This window comes from Streptomyces sp. NPDC043854, assembly GCF_056436005.1.
Window position 1 is genome coordinate 125,559 of record NZ_JBWKDK010000011.1, and the last position, 16,214, is coordinate 141,772.

The 16,214-nt window shown below is 72.0% G+C and carries 13 protein-coding genes; all 13 read right to left on the minus strand.

The features are described 5' to 3' along the window. Positions 1–105: 105 nt before the first annotated feature. The 13 genes from AC068A_RS13360 to AC068A_RS13420 all read right to left on the minus strand — a co-directional run bounded on the left by AC068A_RS13360 (position 106) and on the right by AC068A_RS13420 (position 16,141). Positions 106–2,238 carry a primosomal protein N' gene (locus AC068A_RS13360; RefSeq protein ID WP_478584418.1) on the minus strand — a complete coding sequence of 711 codons (2,133 nt, stop codon included), beginning with the start codon at positions 2,236–2,238 and terminating at the stop codon, positions 106–108. A gap of 275 nt (positions 2,239–2,513) precedes the next feature. After that, positions 2,514–3,722 (minus strand): methionine adenosyltransferase, encoded by a 1,209-nt coding sequence (gene metK / locus AC068A_RS13365; protein ID WP_478584420.1) that lies wholly within the window; start codon positions 3,720–3,722, stop codon positions 2,514–2,516. A gap of 195 nt (positions 3,723–3,917) precedes the next feature. Beyond that, positions 3,918–5,120, minus strand: coding sequence for a bifunctional phosphopantothenoylcysteine decarboxylase/phosphopantothenate--cysteine ligase CoaBC (coaBC, locus tag AC068A_RS13370; RefSeq protein ID WP_478584422.1), 1,203 nt, complete (start codon positions 5,118–5,120; stop codon positions 3,918–3,920). A 101-nt stretch (positions 5,121–5,221) separates the two neighbouring features. Continuing rightward, positions 5,222–5,494 carry a DNA-directed RNA polymerase subunit omega gene (gene rpoZ / locus AC068A_RS13375; protein ID WP_114056739.1) on the minus strand — a complete coding sequence of 91 codons (273 nt, stop codon included), beginning with the start codon at positions 5,492–5,494 and terminating at the stop codon, positions 5,222–5,224. 81 nt (positions 5,495–5,575) lie between these two features. Next, positions 5,576–6,139, minus strand: a complete 564-nt coding sequence (gmk, locus tag AC068A_RS13380) for a guanylate kinase (RefSeq protein ID WP_478584424.1) — start codon at positions 6,137–6,139, stop codon at positions 5,576–5,578. Positions 6,140–6,200: 61 nt separating this feature from the next. Continuing rightward, positions 6,201–6,524, minus strand: a complete 324-nt coding sequence (locus AC068A_RS13385; RefSeq protein WP_008740406.1) for an integration host factor — start codon at positions 6,522–6,524, stop codon at positions 6,201–6,203. 282 nt (positions 6,525–6,806) lie between these two features. Continuing rightward, complete coding sequence (gene pyrF, locus AC068A_RS13390) at positions 6,807–7,643, minus strand: orotidine-5'-phosphate decarboxylase (protein ID WP_478584426.1); 837 nt, start codon at positions 7,641–7,643, stop codon at positions 6,807–6,809. After that, complete coding sequence (locus AC068A_RS13395) at positions 7,640–8,749, minus strand: quinone-dependent dihydroorotate dehydrogenase (protein WP_478584495.1); 1,110 nt, start codon at positions 8,747–8,749, stop codon at positions 7,640–7,642. The genes pyrF and AC068A_RS13395 overlap by 4 nt, the downstream gene beginning before the upstream one ends. An 86-nt stretch (positions 8,750–8,835) precedes the next feature. Beyond that, complete coding sequence (carB, locus tag AC068A_RS13400) at positions 8,836–12,144, minus strand: carbamoyl-phosphate synthase large subunit (RefSeq protein WP_478584428.1); 3,309 nt, start codon at positions 12,142–12,144, stop codon at positions 8,836–8,838. Continuing rightward, complete coding sequence (gene carA / locus AC068A_RS13405) at positions 12,137–13,285, minus strand: glutamine-hydrolyzing carbamoyl-phosphate synthase small subunit (RefSeq protein ID WP_478584430.1); 1,149 nt, start codon at positions 13,283–13,285, stop codon at positions 12,137–12,139. The genes carB and carA overlap by 8 nt, the downstream gene beginning before the upstream one ends. Next, positions 13,282–13,863, minus strand: a complete 582-nt coding sequence (locus tag AC068A_RS13410; RefSeq protein WP_478584432.1) for a PH-like domain-containing protein — start codon at positions 13,861–13,863, stop codon at positions 13,282–13,284. The genes carA and AC068A_RS13410 overlap by 4 nt, the downstream gene beginning before the upstream one ends. Then, positions 13,860–15,146, minus strand: a complete 1,287-nt coding sequence (locus tag AC068A_RS13415) for a dihydroorotase (protein WP_478584433.1) — start codon at positions 15,144–15,146, stop codon at positions 13,860–13,862. Before AC068A_RS13415 ends, AC068A_RS13410 begins: the two co-directional genes overlap by 4 nt. Before the next feature lie 2 nt (positions 15,147–15,148). Beyond that, a complete protein-coding gene (locus AC068A_RS13420; RefSeq protein WP_478584435.1) occupies positions 15,149–16,141 on the minus strand; it encodes an aspartate carbamoyltransferase catalytic subunit in 993 nt (330 codons plus the stop codon). Positions 16,142–16,214: the final 73 nt, after the last annotated feature.

Consider the following 16,214-nt stretch of genomic DNA (forward strand, 5'->3'; position numbering starts at 1 on the left):
CGCCCGGGCCGCCTTGAGCGCGGCCGCCGGCGCCCGCTCCCCCGGGAACGGCTCCCCGCCGCCCCGGCTGCGGCCGCCCGGCCGAGGGCCCGTGGCCCTCGGGCGTCAGCCGATGTCCGGCGGGTCGATCCGGACCCGGACCGCCTCCGCCGCCGGGACCCCCCGCGCCATACGGGCCGCCTGGGCGGTCTTGAGTGCGGCCGCCAGGGCCGCGCCGCTCCCCGGGGGCACCCGGACCAGCGCCCGCTCCCCCGGGGACGGCTCCCCGCGCCGCCCCGGGAGCGGGACCGGGCCCAGCACCTCCGCGTCCGGCGGCAGGGCGGCGCCCGCCAGGAAGGACTCCACCGCCTCGCCCCGCCCGACGACGGCGGCCATCCGGGACACCGGCGGGAAGCCCAGCTGGGCCCGCTCCGCGAGCTCCCGCACCGCGTGGCCCACCGGGTCCCAGCGCACCAGCGCCTGGACCGGCCGCAGCGTCGGCTCGGCGACCACCACGACCTGCCCCTCGCCGCGCACCAGCGAGGCGGCCGCGATCCACCGCCGCAGGGCCTCCTCGCCGGACCGCAGGTCGGGCCGGGTCAGCATGGCCCAGCCGTCCAGGAGCAGCGCGGCCGCGTACCCGGCGCCGGCCGCGACCGGTTCGGCGCCCGGGGTGGACACGACCAGCGCGGGCCGGTCGGGCACTTCGTCGAGGACGTGGTCGCGCCCGGAGGTCCGTACGGGTACGGCCGGGAAGGCCCGCCCCAGCTCCTCGGCGGTCCGCCGGGCGCCCACGACCTGGGCGCGCAGCCGGAACGAGCCGCATTCCCCGCAGTGCCAGGACGGCTCGGGCCGCCCGCACCACCCGCAGGTGAGGTCCCGCGCGTCCGGGGCCTCCAGCGGGCCCGCGCAGGCCCGGCAGCGGGCCGGGGTGCGGCAGCGTTCGCAGGCCAGCCGGGGCACGTAGCCGCGCCGCGGCACCTGGACGAGGACCGGGCCGCTCTTCAGCCCGTCCCGTACGGTCTCCCAGGCCAGGGAGGGCAGGCGGGCCGCGCGGGCGGCCTCGTCCCGGGCGAGGAGTTCGTCGCCGACGGTGCGGATGCGGGGGGCGCAGGCCCGGACGGTGTCGCGGTCGGCGGTCAGGGGCCGGGCCCAGCCCGATTCGACGAGCTGGGCGGCTTCGACGGTGCAGCTGGTGCTGCCGGCGAGGAACCCGCAGCCCTCGCTGACGGCGCGCAGCTCCAGCACCTCGCGGACGTGCGGGAAGGGGGCGCGGACGTCGCTGTGGCTGGAGTCGCCGTCGTCCCAGACGGCGACGAGTCCGAGGTCGCGGACGGGGGCGAACATCGCGGCGCGGGTGCCGACGACGGCGCGTACGGAGCCGCGGTGGACGGCGAGCCACTCCCGGTACCGCTTCTCGGGGCCGGACTCGGCGGTCAGCAGCGCGTGCCGCCCCTCGCCGAGCAGGGCGGTGAGCGCGGCGTCGACCCGGGCGGCGGTGCGGCCGTCGGGCAGCACGGCGAGCGCGCCGCGGCCGGAGGCCAGGGTTGCCGCCATGGCCCGGGCGAGCTCGTCGGCCCAGCCGGGGCCGGGCAGGGCGGTCCAGACGGCGCGCGGGATGCCGCCGGTGGCGAGGGACCGCAGGAAGGCGGGGCCGGCGCCGTAGCGGGCCCAGCCGCCGGGTTCGGGAGCGGGGGGCGGCGGCAGCGGCTCCGGGGAGGGCTTGGCCTCGGCGCGGGCGTTGCGCGGGGGCAGGGCGAGCTGGAGGACGTCGGCGAGGCTGCCGGCGTACCGGTCGGCGACGGCGCGGGCGAGGGCGAGCATGCCCGGGGTGAGCACGATCTCGGGCGAGACGACATGGGCCAGGGCGGCCAGCGCCCCGCTGTAGTCGGATTCGGCGCGCCGCTCGACGATGAACCCGTCGATCAGCCGGCCGCCTTCACGGCGCCCGCCGTGGACGTGGTGGGAGCCGGCGCCGAAGCGGACGCGGACGCGGACACCGGGCTGCGCGGCCTCGGAGAGCTCCTCGGGGACGGCGTAGTCCCAGAGCTGGTCGAGGTGGAGCACGCCCTTGTTGACGAGGACCCGGGCGATCGGCAGGTCGTGGGCGAGGGCCGCGCCCCGCCAGGTGCGCGGCTTGGCCTTGGGCGCCTTGGCCTTCGCCTCGGCGACCATCTCCCGGATGAGCGCGAGCTGCTCCGGCGGGCCGCCGGGACCCTTGCCCCCGCCCCCCTGGCCGGAATCGTTCGCGCTGCTCACACCCGCATTCTTACCAAACCCCACCGACAGTGGGCGGGGTCCGGACGGCCTCCCGAGGTCCCGGCCGGCGGCGGTGGGTTTCCTTCACGGCGGGGGCAGGTCACCCGCTCCGGATGTATCCGTCGCCTTCGCACCGGGAGGCCTGCGCCGGCCTGCCCGCGGCAGCGCCGCAGGTCGCCCGCATGTCTCCGCCCCGGAACTTCCGGGAACGCGTACGGCCCCGGGCCACAGGGGCGGCCGGGGCCGTGCGCAGCGCACTCGCGTGCGCGGGGGTCCTACAGACCGGCGGCGGCGCGCAGGGCGTCGACGCGGTCGGTGCGCTCCCAGGTGAAGTCCGGCAGCTCGCGGCCGAAGTGGCCGTAGGCGGCGGTCTGGGCGTAGATCGGGCGCAGCAGGTCGAGGTCGCGGATGATCGCGGCCGGGCGGAGGTCGAAGACCTCGCCGATGGCGTCCTCGATCTTCGCAACGTCGATCTTGGCGGTGCCGAAGGTCTCGACGAAGAGGCCGACGGGCTCGGCCTTGCCGATGGCGTACGCGACCTGGACCTCGCAGCGCGAGGCGAGGCCGGCGGCGACCACGTTCTTGGCGACCCAGCGCATCGCGTAGGCGGCGGAGCGGTCGACCTTCGACGGGTCCTTGCCGGAGAAGGCGCCGCCGCCGTGGCGGGCCATGCCGCCGTACGTGTCGATGATGATCTTGCGGCCGGTGAGGCCGGCGTCGCCCATCGGGCCGCCGATCTCGAAGCGGCCGGTCGGGTTGACCAGCAGCCGGTAGCCGTCGGTGTCCAGCTTGATGCCGTCCTCGACGAGCTCCTTGAGCACGTGCTCGACGACGAACTCGCGGATGTCGGGGGCGAGCAGCGAGTCCAGGTCGATGTCGGAGGCGTGCTGCGAGGACACCACGACCGTGTCGAGGCGGACGGCCTTGTCACCGTCGTACTCGATGGTGACCTGGGTCTTGCCGTCGGGGCGCAGGTACGGGATGGTCCCGTTCTTGCGGACCTCGGACAGGCGGCGGGAGAGCCGGTGCGCGAGGTGGATCGGGAGCGGCATCAGCTCGGGCGTCTCGTCGCACGCGTAGCCGAACATCAGGCCCTGGTCGCCGGCGCCCTGCTGGTCGAGCTCGTCCTCGTCGCCCTCGACGCGCTGCTCGTACGCGGTGTCGACGCCCTGCGCGATGTCCGGGGACTGCGCGCCGATGGACACCGACACGCCGCAGGAGGCGCCGTCGAAGCCCTTCTTGGAGGAGTCGTAGCCGATCTCGAGGATCTTGTCGCGGACGAGCTGCGCGATCGGCGCGTACGCCTTCGTCGTCACCTCGCCGGCGATGTGCACGAGACCGGTCGTGATGAGCGTCTCCACGGCCACACGCGAGGTCGGGTCCTCGGTGAGGAGCGCGTCGAGGATCGTGTCGCTGATCTGGTCGGCGATCTTGTCGGGGTGGCCCTCGGTGACGGACTCCGAGGTGAACAGGCGGCGGGACACATCGCTCCCTGGGGTTGCAGCGGCTGCTGGCTGATCATTTGGCGAAACCTTACCGGGGGCTGCGCCCGGTCACGTTCCGAATGCAGTTTATCGGTCGCCACCGTTCGCCGGACCACCCGTCTCGCCTTCTGGGAGGCGTGTGACCTGCGGCACTCCATTCTGGCTCATGGAATCGGCTGGGAGAAGGGCCATCCGTCAGCCGAGTCGGGAGGCGACCTGATCCCAAACTGCGTCCGCCAGGGCCTCCTTGGGACCATAGGGCACGGCAACCTCCTGCCCATCGGAGGAAAGGATCACCGCCTCGTTCTCCTCCGAACCGAAGGTCTTGCTCTCGCCGACCTCGTTCACGACGAGAAGATCACACTTCTTGCGGAGAAGTTTGGCGCGCCCGTTGGCCAGAACTTCGTCGGTTTCCGCCGCGAATCCGACGATGACCTGCCCTTCTCGGGCCCGGTCGGCCGAGATTTCGGCCAGGACGTCGGGGTTGCGGACGAGGGCGACGGGGGCGGGGTCCTGCCCGTCCTGCTTCTTGATCTTGCCGGTGGCATATTCGGCCGGCCGGAAATCGGCCACGGCCGCGGCCATCACCACGGCGTCGGCGCCGGCGGCCGCCTTGAGGACCGCCTCCCGCAGCTGTACGGCCGTACCGACGCGCACGACGTCCACCCCGGCCGGGTCGGCGAGCGCGGTGTTGGCGGCGACGAGGGTCACCCGGGCGCCGCGCGCGACGGCGGTGCGGGCCAGCGCGTAGCCCTGCTTGCCGGAGGAGCGGTTGCCGAGGAAGCGGACCGGGTCGAGGGGCTCGCGGGTGCCGCCGGCGCTGATCACCACGTGGCGTCCGGCCAGGTCGGGCTCGGACGCGCCGCGGGCCAGGACTCGGACGCAGACCTCGTAGATCTCCTCGGGCTCGGGCAGCCGGCCCTTGCCGGTGTCCTTGCCGGTGAGCCGGCCGACCGCGGGCTCGATCACGACGGCGCCGCGGCGGCGCAGCGTGGCCACGTTCTCCCGGGTGGCGGGGTGCTCCCACATCTCGGTGTGCATGGCGGGGGCGAAGACCACCGGGCAGCGGGCCGTGAGCAGGGTGTTCGTGAGCAGGTCGTCGGCCAGTCCGTGGGCGGCCTTGGCCAGCATGTCGGCGGTGGCGGGGGCGACGACGACGAGGTCGGCGGACTGGCCGATGCGCACGTGCGGCACCTCGTGGACGCCCTCCCAGACCTCCGCGCCGGCCGGGTTCCCGGAGAGGGCGGCCCAGGTGGCCTCGCCGACGAAGTTCAGGGCCGCCGCCGTGGGGACCACTCGTACGTCGTGGCCGGACTCGGTCAGCCGGCGCAGCAGCTCGCACGCCTTGTAGGCGGCGATCCCGCCGCTCACCCCGAGCACGACCTTCGGCTTACCCACCACACACGCCCCTTCGGCTGACCGTTGCTACGTACCAATGACACACCACAGGCCCGGCAGGTGTGCTGCCGGGCCTGTGGTGCAGGGAATCTCTCGGTGCCTTACTGGACCGGGGCCTCGATGGCCTCGGAGGTCAGCAGACCCGCGTTGATCTCGCGCAGCGCGATCGAAAGCGGCTTCTCGTGGACGTGGGTGTCCACGAGCGGGCCGACGTACTCGAGCAGGCCCTCACCGAGCTGCGAGTAGTACGCGTTGATCTGACGCGCGCGCTTGGCCGCGTAGATCACGAGGCTGTACTTCGAGTCCGTGGCCTCGAGCAGCTCGTCGATCGGCGGGTTGATGATGCCCTCGGGCGCAGTGATGGAAGAGGACACGCTCTACCTTCCGAAGATCGGGTGAAAGTTCAGACGCCGGCCGCGCGGGTCATCCGGAGCGGATGGAGCATCGGCCGACGGTCACACAACGTCCATCAAGGCTAGCAGCTCACGCGCCACGTCCTCGACGGAGGTGTTGACCAGGGTGGTGTCGAACTCGGACTCGGCAGCCAGTTCGACCTTGGCGGTCTCCAGCCGGCGCTCGATGACCTCGGCGGACTCGGTGCCGCGGCCGGTGAGCCGGCGGACCAGTTCCTCCCAGCTCGGCGGGGCCAGGAAGACCAGCTGGGCCTCGGGCATGGACTCGCGCACCAGGCGGGCGCCCTGGAGGTCGATCTCCAGGAGGACGGGCTCGCCGTTCTCCAGGCGGTCGGTCACCGCACCGCGCGGGGTGCCGTAGCGGTTGCCCGCGAATTCGGCCCACTCCAGCAGCTCGCCGTTGGCGATCAGCTTGTCGAACTCGTCGTCGTTGACGAAGAAGTAGTGGACTCCGTGTCGCTCACCGGGCCGCGGTTTGCGGGTGGTGGCCGACACCGAGAGCCATACCTCGGGGTGGACCTTGCGCATATGCGCGACGACCGTGCTCTTGCCGACCCCCGAAGGGCCGGAGAGCACGGTCAGCCGCGGACGAACCTCTGCTGCCATAGAGCGATTATCCAGGTTCCCGGGACTGCCTGAGAACGCCGGAGGAACTCCGGGCAACACGTCAGCCGGCAGGGGTGCCGAACTCACGCTCCAGGGAGGCGATCTGGTTGGAGCCGAGACCTCGGACACGCCGGGACTCGGAGATGCCGAGGCGCTCCATGATCTGCTTGGCGCGGACCTTGCCCACACCAGGCAGGGACTCCAGCAGGGCGGAGACCTTCATCTTGCCGATGACGTCGTTCTCCTGGCCCGTCTTGATGACCTCTTGGAGCGAGGCGCCGGAGTGCTTGAGTCGATTCTTCACCTCGGCCCGCTCCCGGCGAGCCGCGGCGGCCTTTTCGAGCGCGGCTGCGCGCTGTTCAGGGGTAAGGGGCGGAAGAGCCACGCCTACGTCACCTCGGATGTCGAACTGTCGGATATACGGACCGGTGGGGAACCCGAGGGCGCCACACCAGGCGAGTGCCCGAACAGCGGTGGAACTCGTTCGCTGCTCGTTCACTCTGATCGGAGACTAGCGGCCGCGGCCGCTCCAGTCAGCGAGAACGAACGAAAAGTCCTGGTCAGCCTCCACTGAACCGTACATCACGGACAAACCACCCCGGTTTTGTCCGGTGAAAGACGTTCGATTTTCGTCAGACCGTACGACGCGCACCCCCGGTCGGCCCGGTCAGGCGGAGACGGCCTCCCGGATCTCGTCCGCGAAGCGGAACGCCGACTCGCGCAGCGCGCCGGCGTCCGGACCGTGCCGCAGCACCCCGCGCGACACGTTCGGCACGACGTTGCGCACGGCCGCCCCGAAGACCCGCGGCAGGTCCGCCGCCGCGGCGCCCTGCGCGCCGATGCCGGGGGCGAGCAGCGGGCCGTTGATGTCCAGGTCGAAGGAGGACAGGTCGCCCAGCGTCGCGCCGACGACCGCGCCGAAGGACCCCATGGGGGCGGCGCCCGCGTTCTCCTCGGCCAGGTGGGCCAGCATCGTCGCGCCGATGGTCCGGCCGTCCTCGCGGACCGCCCGCTGGACCTCGGCGCCCTCCGGGTTCGAGGTCAGGGCCAGGACGAACAGGCCGGCGCCGGACTCGCGGGCCAGCTCCACGGCGGGGGCCAGCGAGCCGTAGCCCAGGTACGGGGAGACGGTCAGCGCGTCGGAGAACAGCGGCGCGTCCTTGTGCAGGAAGGTCTCGGCGTACGCGGCCATGGTGGAGCCGATGTCGCCGCGCTTGGCGTCCATGACCACGAGGGTGCCGGCCGCCCGGGCGTCGGCGACGGTCCGCTCCAGCACCGCGACGCCGCGCGAGCCGAAGCGCTCGAAGAAGGCCGCCTGCGGCTTGAACACGGCCACCGTGTCGGCGAGCGCCTCGACGACGGTGCGGGAGAACCGCTCCAGGCCGGCGACGTCGTCGCCCAGCCCCCAGGAGGACAGCAGGGAGGCGTGCGGGTCGATGCCGACGCAGAGCGGGCCGCGCTCGTCCATGGCGGAGCGCAGGCGGGTACCGAAGGAGTGGGTCACTGGGCGGCCTTCCGGGTCTCGGCGCCGACGGCCTCGGCGAGGGTGGCGTACGGGCTGGCGGCCAGGCGGGCGGCCAGGCCCTTGTGGATGGCGCGGGCGTAGAACGGGCCCTCGTAGATGAACGCGCTGTACCCCTGGATGAGCGTGGCGCCCGCCAGGATCCGCTGCCAGGCGTCCTCGGCGTTCTCGACGCCCCCGACGCCCACGAGGACGAGCCGGTCCCCCACACGGGCGTACAGGCGGCGCAGGACCTCCAGGGAGCGCTGCTTGACGGGGGCGCCGGACAGGCCGCCGGTCTCCTTGACCAGGGCGGGGTCGGACTTCAGGCCCAGGCCCTCGCGGGCGATGGTGGTGTTGGTGGCGATGATGCCGTCCAGGCCCAGCTCCAGGGCCAGGTCGGCGACCGCGTCCACGTCCTCGTCGGCGAGGTCCGGCGCGATCTTCACCAGGAGCGGGACGCGGCGGTCGGTGACGGTGCGGTCCGCGGCCTCGCGGACGGCCGTCAGGAGGGGGCGCAGGGACTCGGTGGCCTGGAGGTTGCGCAGGCCCGGGGTGTTCGGCGAGGAGACGTTGACGACGAGGTAGTCGGCGTGCCGGGCTAGGCGCTCGGTGGAGGTGACGTAGTCCGCCACGGCCTCCTCCTCCGGCACGACCTTGGTCTTGCCGATGTTGACGCCCACGACGGTCCGGAAGACCGGCCGGCGGGCCGCCAGGCGGGCGGCCACGGCCGCCGAGCCCTCGTTGTTGAAGCCCATCCGGTTGATCAGCGCGCGGTCCGGCACGAGCCGGAACAGCCGCTTCCTGGGGTTGCCAGGCTGGGCCTCGGCGGTGACCGTGCCGATCTCGACGTGGTCGAAGCCGAGCATCGACATGCCGTCGATGGCCACGGCGTTCTTGTCGAAGCCCGCGGCGAGGCCGAAGGGGCCGTGCATGCGCAGGCCGAGGGCCTCGGTGCGCAGCTCCTTGTACCGGGGGGCCAGGGCGGCCGCGGCGAAGGTGCGCAGGACCGGGGTGCGGGCCGCCCGGCGGATCCAGCGGAAGGCCAGGTAGTGGGCCTCCTCGGGGTCCATCCGCTTGAAGACCAGGTTGAAGAACAGCTTGTACATAGTCCGGAAGATCCCTTGTGCGCTCATGACGAGGGGGACACCGCCGCGGGTTGCGCTCGTGGTGTCCCCCTCGTCCGTACGGGCTGTCAGTCGCGTGCGGCGGTCAGGTGCTCGGCGTGCTCCTGGAGGGAGCGGACTCCGACCTCGCCGTGGCCCAGGGCCTCGATGCCCTGGACGGCCGCGGCGAGTGCCTGGACGGTGGTGAGGCACGGGACCCCGCGCGCCACGGCCGCGGTGCGGATCTCGTAGCCGTCGAGACGGCCGCCGGTGCCGTACGGGGTGTTGACGATCAGGTCGACCTGGCCGTCGTGGATGAGCTGGACGATGGTCTTCTCGCCACCGGGGCCCTCGCCCTCGCTGAGCTTGCGCACGACGGTGGCGTTGATGCCGTTGCGGCGCAGGACCTCGGCGGTGCCGGAGGTGGCGAGCAGCTCGAAGCCGTGGGCGACGAGCTCGCGGGCCGGGAAGATCATCGAGCGCTTGTCGCGGTTGGCGACGGAGATGAACGCGCGGCCCTTGGTGGGCAGCGGGCCGTAGGCGCCGGCCTGCGACTTGGCGTAGGCCGTGCCGAAGACCGAGTCGATGCCCATGACCTCGCCGGTGGAGCGCATCTCGGGGCCGAGGACGGTGTCCACGCCGCGGCCGTGGATGTCGCGGAAGCGCGACCACGGCATCACGGCCTCCTTGACGGAGATCGGCGCGTCGAGCGGCAGGGTGCCGCCGTCGCCGGTCCTCGGCAGCATGCCCTCCGCGCGCAGCTCGGCGATGGTGGCGCCGAGCGAGATGCGGGCGGCGGCCTTCGCGAGCGGGACCGCGGTGGCCTTCGAGGTGAAGGGGACGGTGCGGGAGGCGCGCGGGTTGGCCTCGAGCACGTAGAGGATGTCGCCGGCCATCGCGAACTGGATGTTGATCAGGCCGCGGACGCCGACGCCCTTGGCGATGGCCTCGGTGGAGGCGCGCAGGCGCTTGATGTCGAAGCCGCCGAGGGTGATCGGGGGCAGGGCGCAGGCCGAGTCGCCGGAGTGGATGCCGGCCTCCTCGATGTGCTCCATGACGCCGCCGAGGTAGAGCTCGGTGCCATCGTAGAGGGCGTCGACGTCGATCTCGATCGCGTCGTCGAGGAAGCGGTCGACCAGCACCGGGCGGGTCGGGGAAATCTCCGTGGACTCGGCGATGTACGCCTCCAGGCGCGCCTCGTCGTAGACGATCTCCATGCCGCGGCCGCCGAGCACGTACGAGGGGCGGACGAGGACCGGGTAGCCGATCTCGTCGGCGATGGCCTTCGCACCCGCGAAGGTGGTGGCGGTGCCGTGCTTCGGGGCGGGCAGGCCGGCCTCGGCGAGGACCCGGCCGAAGGCGCCGCGGTCCTCGGCGGCGTGGATGGCCTCCGGGGAGGTGCCGACCACGGGGACGCCGTTGTCCTTGAGCGCCTGGGCGAGGCCGAGCGGGGTCTGGCCGCCGAGCTGGACGACGACGCCCGCGATGGGTCCGGCGAGGGACTCGGCGTGGACGATCTCCAGCACGTCCTCGAGCGTGAGCGGCTCGAAGTACAGGCGGTCGGAGGTGTCGTAGTCGGTGGAGACGGTCTCCGGGTTGCAGTTGACCATCACGGTCTCGTAGCCGGCGTCGCTCAGGGCGAAGGAGGCGTGGACGCAGGAGTAGTCGAACTCGATGCCCTGGCCGATGCGGTTCGGGCCGGAGCCGAGGATGATCACAGCGGGCTTCTCGCGCGGGGCGACCTCGGACTCCTCGTCGTAGGACGAGTAGAAGTACGGGGTCTTCGCGGCGAACTCGGCGGCGCAGGTGTCGACCGTCTTGTAGACCGGGCGGACGCCGAGGGCGTGGCGCAGCTCGCGGACGACGTCCTCGCGCAGGTCCCGGATCTCGGCGATCTGGGCGTCGGAGAAGCCGTGCCGCTTGGCCTCGGCGAGCAGCTCGGGGTCGAGGCGCTCGGCGGAGGCGAGCTCGTCGGCGAGCTCCTTGATCAGGAAGAGCTGGTCGACGAACCAGGGGTCGATCTTCGTGGCGTCGAAGACCTCCTCCTGGGTGGCGCCGGCGCGGATCGCCTGCATGACCGTGTTGATGCGGCCGTCGGTCGGGCGGACGGCTGCCAGGAGCAGCGCGTCCTTGTCGCCGGGCTCACCCGTGAAGGTGAACTGCGAGCCCTTCTTCTCCAGGGAGCGCAGCGCCTTCTGGAGGGCCTCGGTGAAGTTGCGGCCGATGGCCATGGCCTCGCCCACCGACTTCATGGTGGTGGTGAGGGTGGCGTCGGCGGCCGGGAACTTCTCGAAGGCGAAGCGGGGGGCCTTGACGACGACGTAGTCGAGGGTCGGCTCGAAGGAGGCCGGGGTCTTCTCGGTGATGTCGTTGGGGATCTCGTCGAGCGTGTAGCCGACGGCCAGCTTGGCTGCGATCTTGGCGATCGGGAATCCGGTGGCCTTGGAGGCGAGCGCCGAGGACCGGGAGACGCGCGGGTTCATCTCGATGACGATGATCCGGCCGTCGACCGGGTTGACCGCGAACTGGATGTTGCAGCCGCCGGTGTCGACGCCGACCTCGCGGATGATCGCGATGCCGATGTCGCGCAGCCGCTGGTACTCGCGGTCGGTGAGCGTCATCGCGGGGGCGACGGTGATGGAGTCGCCGGTGTGGACGCCCATCGGGTCGAAGTTCTCGATGGAGCAGACGACCACGACGTTGTCGGCCTTGTCGCGCATCAGCTCGAGCTCGTACTCCTTCCAGCCGAGGATGGACTCCTCCAGGAGCACCTCGGTGGTCGGGGAGAGCGTGAGGCCCTGGCCGGCGATGCGGCGCAGCTCGTCCTCGTCGTGGGCGAAGCCGGAGCCGGCGCCGCCCATGGTGAAGGAGGGGCGGACGACGACGGGGTAGCCGCCGAGGGTCTCCACGCCGGCGAGGACGTCGTCCATGGTGTGGCAGATGACCGAGCGGGCGGACTCGCCGTGGCCGATCTTCTCGCGGACCCGCTCGACGACCTCCTTGAAGAGGTCGCGGTCCTCGCCCTTGTTGATGGCCTCGACGTTGGCGCCGATGAGCTCGACGTTGTACTTCTCCAGCACCCCCTGCTCGTGCATGGAGATGGCGGTGTTCAGGGCCGTCTGGCCGCCGAGGGTGGGCAGGAGGGCGTCGGGGCGCTCCTTGGCGATGATCTTCTCGACGAACTCGGGGGTGATCGGCTCGACGTAGGTGGCGTCGGCGATCTCCGGGTCGGTCATGATCGTCGCGGGGTTGGAGTTCACCAGGACGACCCGCAGGCCCTCGGCCTTGAGGATGCGGCAGGCCTGGGTGCCGGAGTAGTCGAACTCGGCGGCCTGGCCGATGACGATCGGGCCGGAGCCGATGACCAGGACGGACTGGATATCGGTGCGCTTAGGCACGCTCGGCCTCCATCAGGGATACGAAGCGGTCGAAGAGGTACGCGGCGTCGTGCGGGCCCGCGGCCGCCTCGGGGTGGTACTGGACGCTGAAGGCCGGCTGGTCGAGCAGCTGGAGGCCCTCCACCACGTTGTCGTTGAGGCAGACGTGGGAGACCTCGGCGCGGCCGTAGGGGGTCTCGGAGACCTTGTCGAGGGGCGCGTCGACGGCGAAGCCGTGGTTGTGCGCGGTGACCTCGACCTTGCCGGTGGTGCGGTCCTGGACCGGCTGGTTGATGCCGCGGTGGCCGTACTTCAGCTTGTAGGTGCCGAAGCCGAGGGCGCGGCCGAGGATCTGGTTGCCGAAGCAGATGCCGAAGAGCGGGGTCTTGCGCTCCAGCACGCCCTGCATGACGGAGACGGCGTGGTCGGCGGTGGCCGGGTCGCCGGGGCCGTTGGAGAAGAACACGCCGTCCGGGGAGACCGCGTAGATGTCCTCGACGGTGGCGCCGGCGGGCAGGACGTGCACCTCGATGCCGCGCCCGGCCATGCGGTGCGGGGTCATGCCCTTGATGCCGAGGTCGACGGCGGCGACGGTGAAGCGCTTCTCACCGATGGCGGGGACGACGTAGGGCTCCTTGGTGGCGACCTCGGCGGAGAGGTTGGCGCCCTTCATCTGGGGGGATTCCTGGACGCGGGCCAGCAGGACCTCGTCGCGGACGCCCTGGAAGGCCTCGCCGGAGAAGATGCCGACGCGCATGGCGCCGCGCTCGCGCAGGTGGCGGGTCAGGGCGCGGGTGTCGATGCCGCTGATGCCGACGACGCCCTGGGCGGCGAGCTCCTCGTCCAGGGAGCGCTGGGCGCGCCAGTTGGAGGGGATGCGGGCGGGGTCGCGGACGACGTACCCGGAGACCCAGATGCGGGAGGACTCGGGGTCCTCGTCGTTGACGCCGGTGTTGCCGACGTGCGGGGCGGTCATCACGACGACCTGTCGGTGGTACGACGGGTCGGTGAGGGTCTCCTGGTAGCCGGTCATGCCGGTGGAGAACACGGCCTCGCCGAAGGTCTCCCCCACTGCGCCGTAGGCGCGGCCGCGGAAGGTGCGACCGTCCTCCAGGACGAGTACGGCGGGAGCTTTGGCTGCTCCCCTGGTGGAGGTCGTCATCGTTCGGCGCCTTCCGTCGTGGTGGATGTGTTCATGTCGTTGATGGCTTCGACCCAGGCGGCGTGTTCGGCCGCCCGGTCGGAGCGGAATCCGGAGTCGATCAGCGTGTCGCCGTGCGCCCAGGTGACGACGAGCAGACCGCCCTCGGTGAGTACCTTGCCCGCGATCCCCTTGTCGAGGCGGGCGCCGCGCAGCTGCGCGGCCGGTACGAAGAAGTCCGTGGCACCCGGACGGACCACTTCGAGGCCCTCGTCCGTGAGCGTGAGTTCGACGCGGCTGCGCACGCCCAGACCGTGGGCGACGATCCGGTCGAGCCACTGCCCGGCGGTGGTGGACCCGTGGTACCGGCCGGTGAGGGCCAGCCGGTGCTCGGGGAGTCCGCCGGGGGCGGCGGGCAGTTCCGGCAGGTCGCTCTGCAGGGCGCCGCGCCATTTCCAGCCCTGCCGCATCAGCCAGTACACGAAGGCGATGAAGACGAGCAGACCGATCACCCACGCGATGCGGGCGCCCCAGTCCGTCACCTCCGCCGACTTCCGTTCGGCGGCCTCTGCGGCCAGTCGGATTGCTCCAGGTGTCACGCCAGTTTCCCGTCCACGACCGTTGTACGGCCCCGCAGGAAGGTGTGAGTGACGCGTCCCGGCAGCTCGCGGCCCTCGTAGGGCGTGTTGCGGCTCCGGGAGGCGAAGTGTGCGGGGTCCACGACTCCACGGTACGAGGTGTCGACCAGCACGAGGTTCGCGGGTTCACCTGCCGAGACGGGCCGCCCGTGGTGCGAGAGGCCGCCGATGCGGGCCGGGGCGAAGGACATGCGCTCGGCGACGCCGGCCCAGTCGAGGAGGCCGGTCTCGACCATCGTCTGCTGGACGACGGCGAGGGCGGTCTCCAGGCCGACCATGCCCATGGCGGCCGCGGCCCACTCGCAGTCCTTGTCCTCGTGCGGGTGCGGGGCGTGGTCGGTGGCGACGATGTCGATCGTGCCGTCGGCGAGGGCCTCGCGCAGGGCCATGACGTCGCGCTCGGTGCGCAGCGGCGGGTTGACCTTGTACACGGGGTTGTAGCTGCGGACCAGCTCGTCGGTGAGGAGGAGGTGGTGCGGGGTGACCTCGGCGGTGACGTCGATGCCGCGGGACTTGGCCCAGCGGACGATCTCGACGCTGCCGGCGGTGGAGAGGTGGCAGATGTGGACGCGGGAGCCGACGTGCTCGGCGAGGAGGACGTCGCGGGCGATGATCGACTCCTCGGCGACGGCGGGCCAGCCGCCCAGTCCGAGCTCGGCGGAGACGATGCCCTCGTTCATCTGGGCGCCCTCGGTGAGGCGGGGCTCCTGGGCGTGCTGGGCGATGACGCCGCCGAAGGCCTTCACGTACTCCAGGGCGCGGCGCATGATCACGGCGTCGTCGACGCACTTGCCGTCGTCGGAGAAGACGGTGACCCTGGCGGCGGACTCGTGCATGGCGCCGAGCTCGGAGAGCTTCTTGCCCTCGAGGCCGACGGTGACGGCGCCGATGGGCTGCACATCGCAGTAGCCGTGTTCCCGGCCGAGCCGGTAGACCTGCTCGACGACGCCGGCCGTGTCGGCGACGGGGAAGGTGTTCGCCATGGCGAAGACGGCGGTGTAGCCGCCGGCCGCGGCGGCGCGGGTGCCGGTCAGGACGGTCTCGGAGTCCTCGCGGCCGGGCTCGCGCAGGTGGGTGTGCAGGTCCACGAGGCCGGGGAGGAGGACCTGGCCGGCTGCCTCGATGACGGTGGCGCCGTCGGCGGAGAGGTCCTGTCCGACCTCCGCGATGGTCTCGCCGTCGATCAGGACGTCCTGCGCCTCGCCGCCGAGGACCTTCGCACCGCGGATAAGGATCTTGGTCATGGTTACTTGGTCTCCTCGGTGCGGGCGGCGGAAGCGGAGGTGGTGACGGCGGGCTCGGAGCCGCCGAGCAGCAGGTACAGGACGGCCATGCGGATGGACACGCCGTTGGCTACCTGCTCGACCACGGTGCAGCGCTCGGAGTCGGCGACTTCGGCGGTGATCTCCATGCCGCGGACCATGGGGCCCGGGTGCATGACGATCGCGTGCTCGGGCATCTTCGCCATGCGCGCGGCGTCCAGCCCGTAGCGGCGGGAGTACTCGCGCTCGGTGGGGAAGAAGGCGGCGTTCATGCGTTCGCGCTGCACACGCAGCATCATGACGGCGTCGGACTTGGGCAGCACCTCGTCGAGGCTGTAGGAGACCTCGCAGGGCCAGCTGCCGACGCCGACGGGCAGCAGGGTGGGCGGGGCGACGAGGGTGACCTCGGCGCCGAGGGTGTGCAGCAGGTCGACGTTGGAGCGGGCGACGCGGCTGTGCAGGACGTCGCCGACGATGGTGATCCGGCGGCCGTCGAGGTCCTTGCCGAGGCCCGCGTCCCGGCCGACGAGGCGGCGGCGCATGGTGAAGGCGTCCAGGAGGGCCTGGGTGGGGTGCTGGTGGGTGCCGTCGCCCGCGTTGATCACGGGGGCGTCGATCCAGCCGGAGGTGGCCAGCCGGTAGGGGGCCCCGGAGGCGCTGTGCCGGATGACGACGGCGTCGACGCCCATCGCCTCCAGGGTCTGGGCGGTGTCCTTGAGGGATTCGCCCTTGGAAACCGAGGAGCCCTTGGCCGCGAAGTTGATGACGTCGGCGGACAGCCGCTTCTCGGCGGCCTCGAAGGAGATCCGGGTGCGGGTGGAGTCCTCGAAGAAGAGGTTGCAGATCGTGCGGCCGCGCAGGGTCGGCAGCTTCTTTATCGGCCGGTCGGCGATCCGGGCCATCTCCTCGGCGGTGTCGAGGATCAGGACGGCGTCGTCACGCGTCAGGTCGGCGGCCGAGATGAGGTGGCGCTTCATCTGGGTGCTCCGTAAGTCGGGAGAGGTCAGAGCGACGGGGCCGGCTTGCCGGCGTGCGGGCAGGGCAGGCCGG

Bases quoted from the DNA above. Each gene is read 5' to 3' on its own strand.
- AC068A_RS13395 (WP_478584495.1), bottom strand. From the start codon at position 8,749: ATGTACAAGCTGTTCTTCAACCTGGTCTTCAAGCGGATGGACCCCGAG.
- AC068A_RS13420 (WP_478584435.1), bottom strand. From the start codon at position 16,141: ATGAAGCGCCACCTCATCTCGGCCGCCGACCTGACGCGTGACGACGCC.
- carA (WP_478584430.1), bottom strand. From the start codon at position 13,285: ATGACGACCTCCACCAGGGGAGCAGCCAAAGCTCCCGCCGTACTCGTC.
- gmk (WP_478584424.1), bottom strand. From the start codon at position 6,139: ATGGCAGCAGAGGTTCGTCCGCGGCTGACCGTGCTCTCCGGCCCTTCG.
- AC068A_RS13415 (WP_478584433.1), bottom strand. From the start codon at position 15,146: ATGACCAAGATCCTTATCCGCGGTGCGAAGGTCCTCGGCGGCGAGGCG.